The organism is Streptomyces anulatus (assembly GCF_014650675.1).
Lineage (GTDB): Bacteria > Actinomycetota > Actinomycetes > Streptomycetales > Streptomycetaceae > Streptomyces > Streptomyces anulatus.
In genome coordinates, this window is sequence record NZ_BMVK01000007.1 from 118,014 (window position 1) to 133,705 (window position 15,692).

Consider the following 15,692-nt stretch of genomic DNA (forward strand, 5'->3'; position numbering starts at 1 on the left):
GGAAGAGCGGTGGAGGAGGAGCGCATCATGCCCGCTGGGTCCAGCAGGAAGCGTGAGCGACAGTACGAGCACATCAAGGAGAGCCAGGAAGAACGGGGCGTTTCGAAGGGACGCGCGAAGGAGATCGCGGCCCGGACCGTGAACAAGCAGCGTGCCCGGTCCGGCGAGTCGGAGACGGCGAGCAGGACCTCCACGCAGGACAAGAAGTCCGCCTATCAGCGCGGCGGCGAACGCTCCCACAAGGGCGCGCAGGGCCCCACGAAGGACCAGCTCTACGAAGAGGCCAGGAAGAAGAACATCGACGGGCGTTCCAACATGAACAAGGAACAGCTCCGCAAGGCCCTCGGACGCTGATGCCCGGCGGAGGTCCAGGGCCGCGAGGCCCGACGACGGAAACGGGAGACCATGACAGGCGCGGCGATCTTCGATGTGGACGGCACGCTCACCGATACCAACCACCTCCATGTAGTGGCGTGGTGGGAGGCCTTCCGGCAGTCCGGGCACACCGTGGCGATGCCGGACATCCACCGGGCGGTCGGCCTCGGCTCAGGTGATCTGATCAAGCGGCTGCTGGGGTCCGACCGGGACCCCGAGCAGGATGCGGCGATCAGCTCCGCGCACACCGTGCTCTACGCGACGTACTTCGACCGCCTCCCCGCCTTCCGGGGCGCGGGCGATCTGCTGCGCACGCTGGCCGGACGCGACTGGCGGATCGTTCTCGCCACGTCGGCGAGCGGGGCCGAACTCGCGGCACTGCGGCGGGCGGTGGACGCGGACGACGCGATCCGGGCCACGGCGAGCTCGGACGACGTCGAGCGGGGCAAACCCTCCCCGGAGCCCGTGGAGCTGGCCTGCCGGCTGGCCGGGGTCGGTGCGGGGCGGGCGGTCTTCGTGGGCGACACGGTGTGGGACATGGAGGCGGCGGCCCGGGCCGGGGTGGGCGCGGTGGCACTCCTGTCGGGCGGCATCCCGCGCGCCGACCTGGAGCGGGCGGGAGCGGAAGCGGTCTACCGGGACGTGGCCGAGCTGCTCGACCGCCTCGACGAGAGCCCCTTCGGTCCGGCCCCCGGCTGACGCGGGGCTCTCAGGGCGTCACGCGAGGCTCTCCGGCGTCAGGGGTGGGGGTGTGTGCGCAGCGCGGTGTGCCCGTCACGCCATGCCGCCAACAGGTGGTCCCCGAGGAGGTCCTCCAGGTGGCCGGTCGCCTCGATGCCCAGGACGACGTCGGCCGCCAGCCCCGGCTCGTCCTCCAGCAGGCCGCCGATCACCTCGTGGCGCACCACCTGTTCGTGGACCGCGTCGGCTTCCACGTGCTCGTCGTAGAACCGCTGGGCATCGACACCCGCGCCCACGCGGCGCAGTGCCTCGGCCAGCCTCCTCGACCCGGGGGGCGAGGTGATCTCCACGGTGGCGAAGTGCCCGACCAGCGCGCCGCGCAGCCGCCGGTGGAGCCCGAACAGAGACATCAGGTTGACGGTGGCCAGGGCCTGGGCGGGCGCGGCGTCGAGGTAGCGGCCGTACCGCGCGTCGAGGCCGAGGTCGGTCATCAGGTCGGCGAAGAGCTGGGCGTGGATGTCCTCCGCCCGGCCCGCTCCGAACTCGTCGAACTCCACGGCGACCATCGCCGCCTTCGCCCGGCCGCGGAGCCTGGGCACCACCCACAGATGCGGATCGGCTTCCTTCAGGTGGTAGAGGGAACGCACGGCGGCGTACTCGCGCAGCTGCCACAGCTCCCCCTCCCGCTGGAGGTGGTGGCTGACGCTGTGGCCGTCGTCCCCGACGGGTTCCAGTTGGAGCGCGTCGACCGCCTCCGCCACGTCGTTCCCGCCCGGGCCGCTGTCACGGCGCAGCGCGTCCAGGAAGACGTCCTCGGCCGCCGCGCGCACGCCGAGCAGGGCGGGGTCCCATTCCAGGCGCTCGTCCACGCCCGCGAAGCCGCGATAGTGGAGCTCGTACAGGACGTACAGGAGCAGTTGCAGGTCGTCCCCGTACGGGTCGGACGCGCGGACCGCACCGGTTTCGGGCAGACGGGTTCCGCCGCCCGCCAGTGCGGCGAGGACGCTCCCGCTCAGGGGTCCGCGGGCCCGGGGAAGTCCGGGAGAGTCCGCGGGGCTCCGGTGGGGGGTGGTGGCCGGGGTCGTCACGGTCGGGACTCCTCCTCGCCCTGCTGGGGCTGTCGGCCGCCGGGCGGGGCCCCGGAGGACCCGGCGCGCTCGCGGCGGCGGTGGCTGGTGTCGCACCAGGGGTAGGCGCGGCTGCGGCGGCAGGTGCAGATCGCGACGACGAAGCGGTCGGACCGGGCCGTCGTGCCGTCGTCGCCCACGACCTCGACCGGCCCTTCCACCAGGATCGGGCCTTCCCGGTTCATCACCACGCGGCGCGGCGTCTCATTCCTTCCGGGCACGGATCACCACCAGCTCTTCCCTGTCCAGGCGGTCCCGCAGCAGGCCACGTGCCCGCAGCCAGGCGGCCCGGCGGCGGGTGACCGGTCCGAACGGGATCGTCACCCGGTCGGTCACGGTGACGTCCAGCCCGGCCTCGGTCAGCCGGCCGACCGTGTCCTCGGGTCGGCTCAGTCCCGACTGGACCAGCAGAAGCAGACCGCCGGGGCGCAGGGCGGCGAAGGCGTCGTCGCAGATACGGTCGAGGACGACCCGGCCGTCGGGGCCCGCGTCCCAGGAGCGGCCTGCCCCGTGCCGTGGAGCCGTCGGGTCGGGGGCCGGAACGTACGGGGGGTTGCTGACGACAGCGTCGAACGTACGTCCTGGCAGGGCCCGGAGCAGGTCCCCCCGCCGTACGGTGACGGGCAGGCGGGCGAGCGCGGTGTTCAGCCGTGCGGACGCCACGGCCCGGCGGCTGATGTCCACCGCGGTGACGCGGGCGCCGAGCCGGGCGGCGTGCAGGGCCAGTGCGCCGCTCCCGGTGCAGAGGTCCAGCAGGTCCGTGCCCGGCCCGATCCCCTCGCGGCGCATGGCCAGGGCGAGCAGAAGCGTGTCGGTCTGCGGTCGGTAGACGCCGGGAAGCCGTACGACCCGGCCGGGCCGCGGAGCTTCCGCGCCCGGCCGTGGCGCCCTGTCGGGGGCGTCCGGCAGGGCCTGCCGCGTCATCGGGCCGTCCTCGCCCTCGGGTACCCGCACCCCTCGCCCGTTCAACGGCCGGAACGCCCGTCGGGCCGGTCCTGCTGCTCCTGGCGGCGCGCCTCGGCCTGCCGGCGTCGGCCCTCGTCCCTGCGGTCCTGGTCGTCGAGCGCCTTGCCGTCCGATTCCATGGCCAGTCCGCGGGCCTTCAGCACCTTGGCCCGCAGAATCCTGCGTACGTCACGCATCGTGTCCTCCTGTGCGGTCAGCGGTAGTTCGTCGTCGAGCGGTTCGTGTCTCCTCGTCCTCGGTGCACACCCCAGGTTCCGTCACGTGGGCGGGCCTGCTCCTGGTGGCTCGCGCCGCTGTAGGGGAGTGACCCCGAACGGCCCTGCCAAACATGCGCCGCCCCGCGCCTCTCCGGGGCACGGGCCGTGCGCCGGAGGTCCGTCGTAGGCTGAATCCCTCGTTCCGGCCGGCAGAGCACGGACGAGCGACGAACGGACCGACAGGAGGCCCGAGGTGGCCGCGGAGACGCCGACCGACGCGACGGTGGCCGAGGTGATGGCCGAACTGGCCGCGCTGGAGGATCCGAGAGCGCGCGCGGTGAACGAGAAGCACGGTGACGATCACGGGGTGAACCTCGGAAAGCTGCGTGCCCTGGCGAAGCGGCTGAGGACGCAGCAGGAGCTCGCGTGCCGGCTGTGGGAGACGGATGACACCGCGGCGATGCTGCTGGCCGTCCTGATCTGCCGGCCGAAGGCGTTCGAGCGGGACGCGCTGGACGTCATGGTGCGTGAGGCCCGCGCGCCCAAGGTGCACGACTGGCTCGTGAACTACGTGGTGAAGAAGAGCCCGCACGCCGAGGAGCTGCGGGTGGCCTGGTCCGCCGATCCGGATCCCGTGGTCGCGAGCGCCGGGTGGGCGCTGACCACCGAGCGCGTCGGAAAGAAGCCCGAGGGCCTCGACCTCCCGGGGCTGCTCGACGTCATCGAGGCGCGGATGAAGGACGCTCCGGACCGCCTTCAGTGGGCGATGAACCACTGTCTGGCCCGGATCGGGATCGACCACCCCGGCCTCCGCGCCCGCGCCGTCGGGATCGGCGAGCGGCTGGAGGTGCTCAAGGACTATCCGACCTCTCCGGGCTGCACGTCCCCGTACGCGCCCGTCTGGATCGCCGAGATGGTGCGCCGGCAGGACGCCGCGTAGCGGAGCCTCCGGCGGTCCTCATCTCCGGGCGGGCGAGGGATCGCCGCCTTCCTCCGCCGAGGCCGAGGCGGGGGCGGGGGCGCGGCGCGGTCCGATGAGCGTGACGGTGGTGAGCACGGCGACGACCGCGAGTACCGCGGACACGCCCAGTACGGCTCGGGCGCCGTCGGTGACCGCCTGGGCGCCGTGGCCGCCGTGGAGGGTGAAGACCGCGCCGAGCGCCGCGGTGCCGACCCCCGCGCCGAGGGATGCGAGGGTGGCGACGGTCCCGGCGACCATGCCGACCCGTTCGGGAGCCGTGACCTGCACGGCGACGGCCATCACGGGTGCGCCCGCGATCCCGCCGCCCGCTCCCCAGGCGAGCAGCGGCACCAGGAGCACCCACCACGGGGTGCCGGGGGTGATCAGCAACGCCAGGGCGGCGAGGCCGGCGCCCTTGAGCGCGTAGCCGGCGCCGATGACCAGGCCGGGGGCCCGGTTGCCGATCAGCTTGGAGCCGACCATGCCCATGACGATCTGGGCGAGGAAGATCGGGGTCATCAGCAGGCCCGCCGCGGTCGGACTCAGGCCGAGGCCGTCGGAGAAGTACAGCACCAGGTAGACCGAGCCGCCGATGGTCAGGACGCGCGAGAGCAGGACGGCCAGCATCGCGCCCAGGAACGCGGGCCGGCCGAACATCCGCAGCTCCAGGGTCGGCGCGGGCGCCCGGAGCTGTACGGCCAGGAAGGCGGCCAGCGCCAGGCAGGCGGTGAGCAGCACGGCGGTCTCCCGCCCGGACCACGGGGCGTCGCCGGGGCGGAGCATCAGCAGCGTCCCCGTGCCGAGGCCGAGCATGAGCAGCAGGCTGCCGAGCCAGTCCGTCCGCCCCGCCTCCGAAGCACCCGGGGAACGGGGCAGCACGCGTACGGCGAGCACCCAGGCGGCCACGCCGAGGGGCAGGTTGACCGCGAAGACCGCCCGCCAGCCGAAGGTCTCGGCCAGCACCCCGCCGAGGGTCGGTGCGAGCAGGCCCGCCGCGGTGGCGAACGAGCCCCAGGCGCCGATCGCGAGGTTGCGCTCCTCGCCCTCGTAGCGGTCGGAGAGCAGCGGAATGCCGTTCACCATGATCGCGGCGGCTCCCGCCCCCTGGACCACACGGGCGGCGTTGAGCCACAGCAGATCCGGCGCCACGGTCGCGGCCAGGGACGCCAGGGCGAACACGGCGATCCCGGCGAGGAAGAGGGCCCGTCGGCCCCACCGGTCCGACAGGCTGCCGACGACCTGGGTGAGCGCGCCCATGGCGACCATGTACGTCACCACCACGGACTCGGCCGAGGCTCCGTCCGCTACGTCGGCGCTGATCAGCGGGAGCCCGATGGCCACGATCGTCAGGTCGACGACCACCAGACCGGTGGAGGCCATCACGAGCACCAGAACCCCGCTCAGCGGCGGGAGACGGCGGGACTTCTGAGCGGGCATACGGGAACCGGCCTCCGGGCGTCGGGGGGCACACGGGCCCGCACGGCGAGAGCGGGCGGACGGGCCCGGACGGCCCGTGCCCGGCCAGCCTGGCCGCACCCACCGTTAAAGTCAACAAGCGTGAAGTTCAAGCGGGACCGTACGCTGTCGCCATGCCTGCCACGCCTCGCCGCCGACCCGCCACGCGCAAGGGCCGCCCCGTCCTCACCCGCGAGATCATCGCCGCCAAGGCTCTGGAGATGGCAGGCGCACAAGGGTTCCCGTCCATCACGATGCGCGCCCTCGCCACCGAACTGGACGTGACCGTACGGGCGTTGTACAACTACGTCGAAGATCGCGGGGAGGTCGTCAGCCTGGCCGTCGACCTCATGCTGACCTCCTGGAACCCGCCCCCGCTCGACCCCGCGGCCTGGGAGACCTCCGTCGCCGGCTACGCCCGCTCCCTGCGCGCGCTCTACCGCCGCTGGCCCCGCGCCCTGCTGGTCTCCCTGGACGAGGACACGCCCCCGGCCTCGGTGCACCCCAACCGTCTGCTCAACCTGGACCGCTTCCTCCGGCTGCTGCGGGACGTCGGCCTGGACCTCCCGGCGGCGCTCGCGGCGCACCGCCATCTCTCCCTGCTCGTGCTGTCCTTCGCCCTCGTGGTCGACGGGCCCGCCGGCCGGGCCGGGGACGACCGGAACACACTCGTCCCCGACCACTGGCTCACCGCTCACGCCGACCTCGACATCCCCACCCTCCGGCAGGCGGCCGCGCTGCCCCTGCCCACCGCGGACGAGCAGTTCGACCAGCTCGTCGCCGCCGTCGTCGACCGGATCCGCGGCGGACTCAGCGCCGGCTGACGGCCGGCCGGCCCCGGTGGGGCTCCCGGTGCGGTTCCCGGTGGATGGGCTCCGCGCCTCCGGTCAGGGGCAGGCCCGTGCCGCCCCGCCGGGCCGCGACGATCTCCGCCGCGATGGACAGGGCCGTCTCCTCGGGCGTACGGGCTCCGAGGTCCAGACCGATGGGCGAGCGCAGGCGGTCCAGCTCCCGGTCGCTCAGGCCGGCCTCGCGCAGCCGCCGCGTCCGGTCCTCGTGGGTGCGGCGCGATCCCATCGCGCCGACGAACGCGGTGGGCATCCGCAGCGCCTCCGTGAGCAGCGGCACGTCGAACCGGGCCTCGTGCGTGAGCACGCACAGCACCGTGCGCCCGTCGGTGGGGGTGCTCCGGAGATACCGGTGGGGCCAGTCGACGACGACCTCGTCGGCCTCGGGGAAGCGGGCCCGGGTGGCGAAGACGGGCCGGGCGTCGCACACCGTCACGTGGTGGCCCAGGAACTTTCCGGCCCGTACCAGCGCGGCGGCGAAGTCCACCGCACCGAAGACGATCATGCGGGGCGGCGGCACGCTGCTCTCGACGAGCAGGGTGAGTCCGCCGGGGCAGTGCGTCCCGTCCTCGGAGAGGGTGACGGTGCCGGTGCGCCCGGCGTCCAGCAGGGCCGAGGCCTCGGCCGCCGCCGTACGGTCCAGCTCCGGAGTTCCGCCGAGGCCGCCCTCGTGGGCGCCGTCGGCGCGGACGAGCAGGGCCCGTCCGAGGAACCCGTCCGGGCCGCTCACCACCCGGGCGAGGGCCGCCCCCGCGCCGGAGACCGCGGCGGACAGCGCGGCCTCCAGCACCGTGCGTTCCGGCGAGTCGGCGCGGACCGGCGTGACCATGATGTCGATGACCCCGCCGCAGGTCAGCCCGACGGCGAAGGCGTCCTCGTCGCTGTAGCCGAACTGTTCGCGCACGGTCACACCGTCGCCGATGGCCTGCGCGCACAGCTCGTAGACCGCGCCCTCCACACAGCCGCCGGAGACCGAGCCGATCGCGGTGCCCCCGCTGTCGACGGCGAGGGCCGCGCCGGGCCCGCGCGGTGCGCTGCCGCCGACGGAGACGACGGTGCCGACGGCGAACTCCCGGCCCTCCGCCATCCATCGGTGCAGCTCACCGGCGATGTCAAGCATCCGCCGCTCCCCCGCCCGCCCCGGCGGAGTCGGACACGGTCGCCGCCAGGACCCGGTCGGGGCGGATCGGCAGGTTCCGGTGGCGGGCGCCGGTGGCGTGCCAGACCGCGTTGGCGACGGCCGCCGCCGCGCCCACGATGCCGATCTCCCCGACGCCCTTGATGCCGACCGGGTCGTCCGGGTCGTGGTCGTCCACCCAGTCCACCTCGATGTCCGGGACGTCGGCGTGGGTGGCCACGTGGTAGCCGGCGAGATCGGGGGCGTAGTGGCCGCCGCTGTTCCGGTCGCGGACCGCCTCCTCGTGGAGGGCCATGGAGATGCCCCAGGTCATCCCGCCGACGAGCTGGTTGCGGGCGGTGAGCGGGTTGACGATCCGGCCCGCCGCGAAGATGCCCAGCATGCGGCGCACCCGCACCTCGCCGGTGGCGATGTCGACGGCGACCTCGGCGAACTGGGCCCCGTAGGAGTGCCGTTCCTTCTGCGCGAGGGTCCCGAGCGCCTCGGTGGTGTCGGACCGCACCGTGATCCCCTCCGGGGGGATGCTCGTGGTGACCGCGAGCCGCTCCCGGAGTTCGGCGGCGGCGGCCGTGACCGCCCAGGCCCAGGAGCGGGTGCCCATGGAACCGCCGGCGATCATCGCGGGGCCGAAGTCGCTGTCGCCGATGCGGACCCGGACGTGTCCGGGTGCGGTCCCCAGCGCGTCGGCGGCGATCAGGGTCAGCGCGGTACGGGCCCCGGTGCCGATGTCGGCCGCGGCGATCCGTACGGTGAAGGAGCCGTCCGCCTCCGCCGTGACCAGGGCGGTGGACGGGGCGGCCCCGGCCCCGAAGGAGGCCGCCGCCGTGCCGGTGCCCAGCAGCCAGCGTCCGTCGCGGCGCGTGCCGGGACGCGGATCGCGGCCCGCCCAGCCGAACCTGCGGGCGCCCTCGCGGAAGCAGGCCGCCAGATTGCGGCTGCTGAACGGGAGCCCCGAGACGGGGCCCACGTCCGGCTCGTTGCGCAGCCGCAGTTCGATCGGGTCGACACCGGCGCGTGTCGCGAGTTCGTCGAGGGCCGCCTCGATCGCGAACGACCCCGGGGCCTCCCCCGGTGCGCGCATCCAGGTCGGGGACGGCACGTCGAGCCGTACGACGTGGTTGGCGGTGCGGTGCGCCTCGGCGTCGTACATCACCCGGGCGACGCCCGCGCTGGGCTCGACGAACTCGTACACCGTCGACGTCTGGTTCAGCGAGAGGTGCTCCAGGGCCAGCAGCCGGCCGTCGGGGGCCGCCCCGAGCCTGATCCGCTGGGTGGTGGGACTGCGGTAGCCGCCCAGCGAGAAGGTCTGGCGCCGGGTCAGCACCACGCGCACCGGGCGCTGCAGGGCGGTGGCGGCCATCACGGCGGACACCTGGTGGGCGCGCAGGCCCTTGCTGCCGAAGCCGCCGCCGATGTGCTCGGAGCGCACCCGCACCGAGGACGCGTCGAGCGAGAACATCGCGGCCAGCTCGCTCTGCACCCAGCTCGTGCCCTGGTTGGAGTCGACGACCTCCAGCCGGCCGCCGTCCCAGCGGGCGGTCGCCGCGTGCGGCTCCATCATGCTGTGCTGCTCTTCGGGGGTGGTGTACCGCGCGTCCACGACGAAGGCGGACGCGGCCAGCCGGTCCTCCAGGTCGCCCTTCTCCGTCTCGGCGGGCATATGGCCCGCGGCGGGGTAGGCGTCCGGGTGGTCATCGACGAGCGCGGTGTCGTGGGGCTCCTGGTCGTACGTCACCACGAGCGCCTCGGCGGCCTCCCGGGCATCCTCGGGGGTCTCGGCGACGACCAGCGCGACCGGCCAGCCGGCGAACGGCACCCTGTCGTTCTGGAAGACGGCGCAGGTCGGGTCCGGCGGGGTGCCGAGCAGGCCGATGTAATCGGTGTTCAGACGGGGGGCGTTGCCGTGGTGCAGCACGGTGAGCACGCCCGGCATCTCGAGGACCGGGGCGGTCTCCACGTCGAGGATCCGGCCACGGGTGACCGTGGACAGCACGAGCCAGCCGTGGGCCAGGTCCGCGAAGGGGATCTCGCCCGCGTAGCGGGCCGCGCCGGTGACCTTGTCGCGGCCCTCGACGCGGGTGTGGGCGACGCCGACGGCTCCGCGCACGGCCGGGGGTCCCGGCGTGGTGGTCGTCATCGGGCGTCACTCCCGGCGAGTTCGGTGAGTACGGAGACCACGAGGTTGCGCATGAGGGTCACCTTGTATCCGTTGTCGGGCAGCGGGCGGGCGGCGGCGAGTTCGGCGTCCGCCGCGGCGGCGAAGGTCGCGCCGTCGGCCGGCGCGCCGGTCAGCACGGCTTCCGCCGCACGCGCGCGCCAGGGCCGGGAGGCGACGGCCCCGAGGGCCAGGCGCGCCTCGCGTACGACGCCGTCCTCGATGTCGAGCGCCGCGGCGACGGAGCCGATGGCGAAGGCGTACGAGGCGCGCTCGCGCACCTTGCGGTAGCGGGAGTGGGCGGCGACGGGCGCGGCGGGCAGGCTGACGTGGGTGATCAGCGCGCCGGGCGGCAGGGCCGTCTCCCGGTGCGGGGTGTCGCCGACGGGGAGGTAGAAGTCGGTGATCGGGCTCCGCCCGGGCCCGTCGGCGCTCTCGTAGGAGACCACGGCGTCGAACGCCGTCAGCGCCACGCCCATGTCGGAGGGGTGAACGGCCACGCAGTGGCCGGAGGCGCCGAGGACGGCGTGGTTGTGGTGCTCGCCGGCGACGGCGGGACAACCGCTGCCCGGGGACCGCTTGTTGCAGGGCTTGGAGACGTCGGTGAAGTAGCCGCAGCGGGTGCGCTGGAGGAGATTGCCGCCGACGGTGGCCATGTTGCGCAGTTGTCCGGAAGCTCCGGCCAGCACGGCCTGGGCCAACGCCGGGTAGTGGCGCCGGACTTCGGGGTGGGCGGCGAGATCGCTGTTGGTGACGGTCGCCCCGATGCGCAGACCGCCGTCGGCCGTGGTCTCGATGCGGTCCAGGGGGAGTTCGCGGACGTCGACGAGCAGGGCGGGGCGCTCCACGCCCGACTTCATCAGGTCGACGAGGTTGGTTCCGCCGCCGAGGAACCGCGCCTCCGGGTCGGCGGCGAGGAGGGCGACCGCGCCGGTGACGTCGTGGGCGCGCCGGTAGCCGAACTCCTTCATGCGGCGGTCTCCTTCGTGTCTGCCGTCGGGTCCTCGGCGTGTGCCTCGGCGGCGCGGGCGACGGCCTGGACGATCGAGACGTAGGCGCCGCAGCGGCACAGGTTGCCGCTCATCCGCTCGCGGATCTCGTCGGGCGTCAGCGGTGGCGGACCCGCCTCGGGGCCGACGTCGTCGGTGACGGCGCTCGGCCACCCGGCCGCGTGTTCCTCGATGACGGCGATGGCCGAGCAGATCTGGCCGGGTGTGCAGTAGCCGCACTGGTAGCCGTCGAGGTCGAGGAAGGCCTGCTGGACGGGGTGCAGGTCGTCGCCCTCGGCCACGCCCTCGATGGTGGTGATCTCGCGTCCCTCGGCCGCGACCGCGAGGCTGAGGCAGGAGACGACGCGCCGCTGGTCGACCAGAACGGTGCAGGCGCCGCACTGCCCCTGGTCGCAGCCCTTCTTGGTGCCGGTGAGATCGAGGCGCTCGCGCAGGGCGTCGAGCAGGGTGGTGCGGTGGTCGATGGGCAGGTGGTGCTTCTCGCCGTTGACGTTCAGGGTGATCGCACTGGACGTCGACGAGGTCGCTGGGGCCATGATCAGCCTTCTCTGGTGTCGGGTGACGAGGAACCGGGCCGTCGGCCGACGACCGGTCGACCCGGCCACCGGCGAACGCGACCGGCGCTAAGGTAGCCCTAACCGGACTGTTGTCCGCTCACGGGAAAAAACGTAACGGACAGCTGTCCGGTTAACAAGGACGGGTTTCGGCCACGAACCCGCGAGGAGGATCCGTGTCCCAGCCGAAGAAGGACGCTCCCCTGCGTCTCGACGCGCAGCGCAACCGCGAGCGCATCCTGCGCGTGGCCATGGCCGAGCTGACGCTGCGCGCGGACGCCCCGCTGAGCGCGATCGCCAAGAAGGCGGGCGTCGGGCAGGGCACGTTCTACCGCAACTTCCCGCACCGGGAGGCCCTCGTCCTGGAGGTCTACCGCTACGAGATGCAGCAGGTCGCCGACGCCGCGGGCGAGTTGCTCCGGACGCGCCCGCCCGAACGGGCCCTGCGCGAGTGGATGGACCGCCTCGCCCGCTTCGCCTTGACCAAGGCCGGTCTGGCGGACGCGATCCGGCTGGTCACCAGCGCCCCGGGCGGCCCCGCCAAGCCCGGCCCCACCCCGGTCATGGAGGCGGCCGGAGCGCTGCTCCGCGCCTGCGAGGACGCCGGCGTCGTCCGCCCCGGGGTGACCCCGGACGACTTCTTCCTCGCCATCGCCGGTCTCTGGCAGATCGACCCGCACGAGGACTGGGAGCCGAGGGCCGGCCGGCTCCTGGATTTCGTCATGGACGGACTGCGCTTCGGGGCGCCCGGCCGGTGACCCGACCGCCCGCCGCCGGGTGTCGGCGGGCCGTGTGATGATGCCCCGTACAACGCTCGGACCTGGGGAGGGACTGAGCACAACACGCACGACGGGAGCGGTGAGTTGGGCAAGGGCGGGGCGTCCATACCGGACGAGGAGTGGGAGCGTTTCCTGAAGGAGGCCGAGGCCGGGGGCGCGGGGGCGCCCGAGGAGCCGTCGGCGCGGGCCCGGATGGTGGCACAGCGACTCCGGGAAGAGCCCGACGGCCCGCCGGAGGGGTGGCGGACGTACTCACCGGCCCGGCGGCGCAAGGGCAAGGGCTGGGCCGCGCTCGGTCTGGCGGCCGCCGTCGCCGTGGTGGTCGTGGCCGTCGGCCCCTGGGGGATCGCCGACTGGTTCGACGGCGGCGACGGTACGAGCGCCACGCCCCTCGCCGCGGAGTCGGAGCGCCCGACCGGGCCTCCCGCGCGGGAGGCGACAGAACGGCCTCCCACACTGGACGAGCCGTTCAGGGGATCACCGGCCGCGCGGTGGAGCGACGGAACGGCGGGCATCCACCTGCCCGAGGCACGGGCGACCGGCTGGATGAGCAGGGCCGAGGTCGCGCGAGCGCTGGAGAAGACCCAGGACTTCCTCGCGGCGTCCGCTCTCGACCCCGCCGTACTGCGCGGCGAGCGGCCTGACAAGGCCATGGCGCTCATCAACCCGCACCAGTCGGACGTGCGGGAATTCCTCAAGAAGGCGTTCCGCGCGCCCGATCGCGAGAACGACCCGCTCCTGCTGTTCAGCCGCTTCCGGTCCTCCGACGCGCGGCCGGCCGGGGACGTGGTCAAGACACGCGGCCGGGTCACCTTCCGGGAGGGCGAGCGCGGTGCGGTGGAGGTGTCCACCGACATCACCTACGTCTATCCGCTCGTGCGCGCCGAAGGGGGCGACGACGAGGTCGCGCGGACCATCGTGCGCCGCGAGGTGGTGATGAGCTGGGACGACCCGGCGAAGATCGTGATCGAGCCGGGGACGTTCTCCCTCGTCTCCTACAAGGTGGACACCACCAACGGCGGTTGCGACACCCACACCGGCTATCTGACGCCCGCGTTCCTCGCCGAGCGCGCCGCCACCCGCCCGGACGGCGGCGCCGAGGTCGACCCGTACGACCGGAGCACGTCGATGGAGGAGCGCATGCGGGAAAGCGACGACGAGGGCTGCGGAACCGCCTCCCGCTCCTGAGGAGGGACGGTCCGCACGGCACGGGAGCGTTTCGGGTAGCGCCGCGAAGCAGGCCCTGTTCGCGGTGCTACCCCCGGCGGAGACGGGAGAACAGCCCCCGGTGCGCCCACCCGGTCCGGCGCAGCCCCGCCCCGACGCAGCCCGCGGCCAGGCAGAGCGCCAGCACCGCCGCGCCGGTCGCGGACGGGACGGCGTTCATCAGCGCGACCCCGGTCAGCACGACGACGAATCCGTCGAACTGCCATGCCACGACACGCAGTCCGGAGAGGTCGCCGAAGGGCGTGATGACCGGGAGAAGCAGTTCGAGCGGCAGATGCAGCTTCATCTCCCGCAGGAACCGGGCGCCGAGCACCAGCACCACCGATCCCGCGACGAGCAGGACCGTGTTCCCCGCCCGGCCGGCGGGGAGTGGCCACCGGAACAGGGCCACCAGGGCGCCGCCCAGGAAGGTTCCGGCGGTCACGGCGACGACGGGCCACGCCAGAGCCCGGGCAGGCAGCCCGCCCCACCGCTCACCGAACAGCGGGGCCATGGTCAGCTCGTCGCGCAGACCGCGCCAGGTCTCGCCCACCCACCCGGACCCCAGATACACCCCGACCGAGCCGGCCGCCCACCACCACCACTCCGGGCCGCCCCCCGATCCGGCCACCCCGTGGGTCAACGAGGCGCCGCCGACCGGAAGGAGCACCGCCGCCGCGGCCGCGCGTCCGGGCGTTCGCAGCGCCCGCACCGCCCCCTGGGCGAGATACCCGCGCAGGGATCCGTCCGTGCGGATCAGGGCGGAGGTGAACCCGCGCGGCTCCGGCCGGTACAGGTCGAGCGCATGGTGGAGCGTGCCCGTCCACGCGTACGCCCGGGCCTGGGAGGCGCGCGCCGACTCCCGTGCGAGCCGGGCGAGGTCGATCGAGGGCAGCGCGCGGAACGCCGGCGGTCCGACGGCCGCTGCCAGGAGCGCCGGGACGAGGGCGGCGAGCCAGTGACCGTAACGGCCGTCCGGGGCCGTGCCGCCGACCGCGGCCACGACGAGTGCCGAGGCGCCGACGGCACCGGCGAGCAGGAGGTTGTCGCGTACCGCCCTGACCTGGCCCCACAGCCAGGCCACGGCGGCGACGGCACTGGTCCCGGCCGTGACCGCGAGCCCCGGCAGCGCGGTGCCGGGGCGGTCGAACAGATCGGTCGCGAGGTAGGCCGCCGAGCAGACCGCGAGCAGCGTGACCGTGCCCGCGTACGCCAGCCTGCGCCGGGCGATCGTCCCGAGGTAGTGGGCGGGCGAGAGGTCCGTGGACATGAGCACGTGCAGCAGGAACGGCTGGACCACCAGCGGCCCCCAGAACCGGCCGACGAGCTGGCCGCCCCAGCACACGGCCACCGCGAGCCCGCAGACCAGCGGCGCGGCCCCGGCCGACAAGTTCACGGAGGACACGGAGAGGGGCGCCGGCGATGTGCTCCGGGCGTGGACGACCGGCACCAGGTAGAAGACGGTGAACAGCGCGACGAGATAGGCGGGGTACGCGCGACCCCGCACCGTCGCCCTGCCGCCGCGCCGGGCGTAGCCCTGCCGTACGGCCTGGACGCGGGCGCGCGCTTCGGACGCGGGCGGGGCGACGGGGCGCGTCGTCGTCACAGGCCCACGCGACCGTCCCGCACCGCCACCAGCGCCTCCTCGTGCGTGGCCACCAGGAAGGCGGTGCCCTCCTCGGCCCGCTCGGTGAGCAGGGCGGCCACCAGGGCCACGCGGTCGCTGTCGAGGTGCCGTTCGGGCTCGTCGAGCAGGACGACCTCGGCAGGGCGGACGAGCGTCAGCGCCAGGCCGAAGAGCTGGAGCTGCCCGGACGAGACCTGATGGGGAAACCGCTCGCCCAGCGGGGCCAGTCCCAGCCGGTCGATGATCCGCCCGGCGCGTTCGGCGGTGCTCGCGGAGTTGCCGTACCAGGAGGCGGCGACCAGCGTCACCTGCTCACGCAGCGTCATGTCCCGGGCGTACGGGACCGGGTCGACGAGCGACGCGACGAGTCGGCGGTGCAGGGGTTTCGCCAGGTCGACGGGGTCCCCCAGCACCGAGCACGATCCGGCCGTCAGGGTCCGGCTGCCCAGGAAGGCGCGCAGCAGCGTCGTCTTGCCCGAGCCGTTGCCGCCGGTGACACACCAGAACTGGCCCGGCGGGACCGAGAACGTCGTGGGCGCGAGCAGTGTGGTGTCGCCCAGTGCGACCGTCGCGCCGTCCGCCGCGATGGCGGGAACCACCATCATCTCCCCCT

Annotated in this window: 17 protein-coding genes; 6 read left to right on the top strand and 11 right to left on the bottom strand. The window is 74.0% G+C overall.

The genetic code is table 11. From position 1 onward, the window contains the following. The first annotated feature begins 27 nt into the window (after positions 1 to 27). Complete coding sequence (locus IE272_RS19140) at positions 28 to 354, top strand: hypothetical protein (RefSeq protein ID WP_056699753.1); 327 nt, start codon at positions 28 to 30, stop codon at positions 352 to 354. Between the two features lie 51 nt (positions 355 to 405). Beyond that, positions 406 to 1,074, top strand: a complete 669-nt coding sequence (locus IE272_RS19145; RefSeq protein ID WP_057661329.1) for an HAD family hydrolase — start codon at positions 406 to 408, stop codon at positions 1,072 to 1,074. Positions 1,075 to 1,112: 38 nt separating this feature from the next. Here the strand turns inward: IE272_RS19145 and IE272_RS19150 are convergent, their stop codons facing one another. The 4 genes from IE272_RS19150 to IE272_RS19165 are packed head-to-tail and all read right to left on the bottom strand — an operon-like array spanning position 1,113 to position 3,325. Continuing rightward, positions 1,113 to 2,144: an iron-containing redox enzyme family protein gene (locus tag IE272_RS19150; protein ID WP_056699231.1), complete on the bottom strand. Its 1,032-nt coding sequence runs from the start codon at positions 2,142 to 2,144 to the stop codon at positions 1,113 to 1,115. Beyond that, positions 2,141 to 2,404, bottom strand: coding sequence for a CDGSH iron-sulfur domain-containing protein (locus IE272_RS19155; RefSeq protein WP_229897348.1), 264 nt, complete (start codon positions 2,402 to 2,404; stop codon positions 2,141 to 2,143). Before IE272_RS19155 ends, IE272_RS19150 begins: the two co-directional genes overlap by 4 nt. After that, positions 2,388 to 3,107: a HemK2/MTQ2 family protein methyltransferase gene (locus IE272_RS19160; RefSeq protein ID WP_056699755.1), complete on the bottom strand. Its 720-nt coding sequence runs from the start codon at positions 3,105 to 3,107 to the stop codon at positions 2,388 to 2,390. Before IE272_RS19160 ends, IE272_RS19155 begins: the two co-directional genes overlap by 17 nt. Before the next feature lie 41 nt (positions 3,108 to 3,148). Then, the gene (locus IE272_RS19165; RefSeq protein ID WP_190007347.1) at positions 3,149 to 3,325 is read right to left on the bottom strand and encodes a hypothetical protein; all 177 of its coding nucleotides are present in this window, start codon (positions 3,323 to 3,325) and stop codon (positions 3,149 to 3,151) included. A gap of 274 nt (positions 3,326 to 3,599) precedes the next feature. Here IE272_RS19165 and IE272_RS19170 point away from each other — a divergent pair, with 274 nt between their 5' ends. Beyond that, complete coding sequence (locus IE272_RS19170) at positions 3,600 to 4,286, top strand: DNA alkylation repair protein (protein ID WP_190007348.1); 687 nt, start codon at positions 3,600 to 3,602, stop codon at positions 4,284 to 4,286. A gap of 18 nt (positions 4,287 to 4,304) precedes the next feature. Here IE272_RS19170 and IE272_RS19175 read toward each other — a convergent pair whose 3' ends face one another. Continuing rightward, on the bottom strand, positions 4,305 to 5,744 hold the full coding sequence (locus IE272_RS19175; RefSeq protein ID WP_190007349.1) for an MFS transporter: 1,440 nt from the start codon (positions 5,742 to 5,744) through the stop codon (positions 4,305 to 4,307). A 152-nt stretch (positions 5,745 to 5,896) separates the two neighbouring features. Between IE272_RS19175 and IE272_RS19180 the strand changes: the two genes are divergently transcribed. Then, on the top strand, positions 5,897 to 6,586 hold the full coding sequence (locus IE272_RS19180) for a TetR/AcrR family transcriptional regulator (protein ID WP_050357517.1): 690 nt from the start codon (positions 5,897 to 5,899) through the stop codon (positions 6,584 to 6,586). Here the strand turns inward: IE272_RS19180 and IE272_RS19185 are convergent. Genes IE272_RS19185 through IE272_RS19200 form a run of 4 tightly spaced genes read right to left on the bottom strand, consistent with a single transcriptional unit; the run spans position 6,573 to position 11,449 of the window. After that, positions 6,573 to 7,730 carry an XdhC family protein gene (locus IE272_RS19185; RefSeq protein WP_098892895.1) on the bottom strand — a complete coding sequence of 386 codons (1,158 nt, stop codon included), beginning with the start codon at positions 7,728 to 7,730 and terminating at the stop codon, positions 6,573 to 6,575. The genes IE272_RS19180 and IE272_RS19185 overlap by 14 nt on opposite strands. Continuing rightward, a complete protein-coding gene (locus IE272_RS19190) occupies positions 7,723 to 9,885 on the bottom strand; it encodes a xanthine dehydrogenase family protein molybdopterin-binding subunit (protein WP_190007350.1) in 2,163 nt (720 codons plus the stop codon). Before IE272_RS19190 ends, IE272_RS19185 begins: the two co-directional genes overlap by 8 nt. After that, complete coding sequence (locus IE272_RS19195; RefSeq protein ID WP_050357520.1) at positions 9,882 to 10,874, bottom strand: FAD binding domain-containing protein; 993 nt, start codon at positions 10,872 to 10,874, stop codon at positions 9,882 to 9,884. The genes IE272_RS19190 and IE272_RS19195 overlap by 4 nt, the downstream gene beginning before the upstream one ends. After that, entirely contained in the window at positions 10,871 to 11,449 is a 579-nt protein-coding gene (locus IE272_RS19200; RefSeq protein ID WP_073960137.1) for a 2Fe-2S iron-sulfur cluster-binding protein, read from the bottom strand. The genes IE272_RS19195 and IE272_RS19200 overlap by 4 nt, the downstream gene beginning before the upstream one ends. Positions 11,450 to 11,643: 194 nt before the next feature. On the opposite strand from IE272_RS19200, the gene IE272_RS19205 reads away from it, so the two are divergent. After that, on the top strand, positions 11,644 to 12,225 hold the full coding sequence (locus IE272_RS19205) for a TetR/AcrR family transcriptional regulator (protein WP_050357522.1): 582 nt from the start codon (positions 11,644 to 11,646) through the stop codon (positions 12,223 to 12,225). A 105-nt stretch (positions 12,226 to 12,330) separates the two neighbouring features. Then, complete coding sequence (locus IE272_RS19210; protein ID WP_050357523.1) at positions 12,331 to 13,434, top strand: hypothetical protein; 1,104 nt, start codon at positions 12,331 to 12,333, stop codon at positions 13,432 to 13,434. A gap of 67 nt (positions 13,435 to 13,501) precedes the next feature. On the opposite strand, the gene IE272_RS19215 is transcribed toward IE272_RS19210, so the two are convergent. Together IE272_RS19215 and IE272_RS19220 are read right to left on the bottom strand one after the other, a co-directional pair. After that, complete coding sequence (locus tag IE272_RS19215; protein WP_050357524.1) at positions 13,502 to 15,058, bottom strand: hypothetical protein; 1,557 nt, start codon at positions 15,056 to 15,058, stop codon at positions 13,502 to 13,504. After that, the gene (locus IE272_RS19220; RefSeq protein WP_050357525.1) at positions 15,055 to 15,684 is read right to left on the bottom strand and encodes an ABC transporter ATP-binding protein; all 630 of its coding nucleotides are present in this window, start codon (positions 15,682 to 15,684) and stop codon (positions 15,055 to 15,057) included. Before IE272_RS19220 ends, IE272_RS19215 begins: the two co-directional genes overlap by 4 nt. Positions 15,685 to 15,692 lie beyond the last annotated feature (8 nt).

Excerpts from the sequence above, each read along its gene's own strand:
- IE272_RS19195 (WP_050357520.1), bottom strand. The coding sequence starts at position 10,874 with ATGAAGGAGTTCGGCTACCGGCGCGCCCACGACGTCACCGGCGCGGTC.
- IE272_RS19220 (WP_050357525.1), bottom strand. The coding sequence starts at position 15,684 with ATGATGGTGGTTCCCGCCATCGCGGCGGACGGCGCGACGGTCGCACTG.
- IE272_RS19145 (WP_057661329.1), top strand. The coding sequence starts at position 406 with ATGACAGGCGCGGCGATCTTCGATGTGGACGGCACGCTCACCGATACC.
- IE272_RS19200 (WP_073960137.1), bottom strand. The coding sequence starts at position 11,449 with ATGGCCCCAGCGACCTCGTCGACGTCCAGTGCGATCACCCTGAACGTC.
- IE272_RS19165 (WP_190007347.1), bottom strand. The coding sequence starts at position 3,325 with ATGCGTGACGTACGCAGGATTCTGCGGGCCAAGGTGCTGAAGGCCCGC.
- IE272_RS19175 (WP_190007349.1), bottom strand. The coding sequence starts at position 5,744 with ATGCCCGCTCAGAAGTCCCGCCGTCTCCCGCCGCTGAGCGGGGTTCTG.
- IE272_RS19190 (WP_190007350.1), bottom strand. The coding sequence starts at position 9,885 with ATGACGACCACCACGCCGGGACCCCCGGCCGTGCGCGGAGCCGTCGGC.
- IE272_RS19160 (WP_056699755.1), bottom strand. The coding sequence starts at position 3,107 with ATGACGCGGCAGGCCCTGCCGGACGCCCCCGACAGGGCGCCACGGCCG.
- IE272_RS19180 (WP_050357517.1), top strand. The coding sequence starts at position 5,897 with ATGCCTGCCACGCCTCGCCGCCGACCCGCCACGCGCAAGGGCCGCCCC.
- IE272_RS19185 (WP_098892895.1), bottom strand. The coding sequence starts at position 7,730 with ATGCTTGACATCGCCGGTGAGCTGCACCGATGGATGGCGGAGGGCCGG.
- IE272_RS19140 (WP_056699753.1), top strand. The coding sequence starts at position 28 with ATGCCCGCTGGGTCCAGCAGGAAGCGTGAGCGACAGTACGAGCACATC.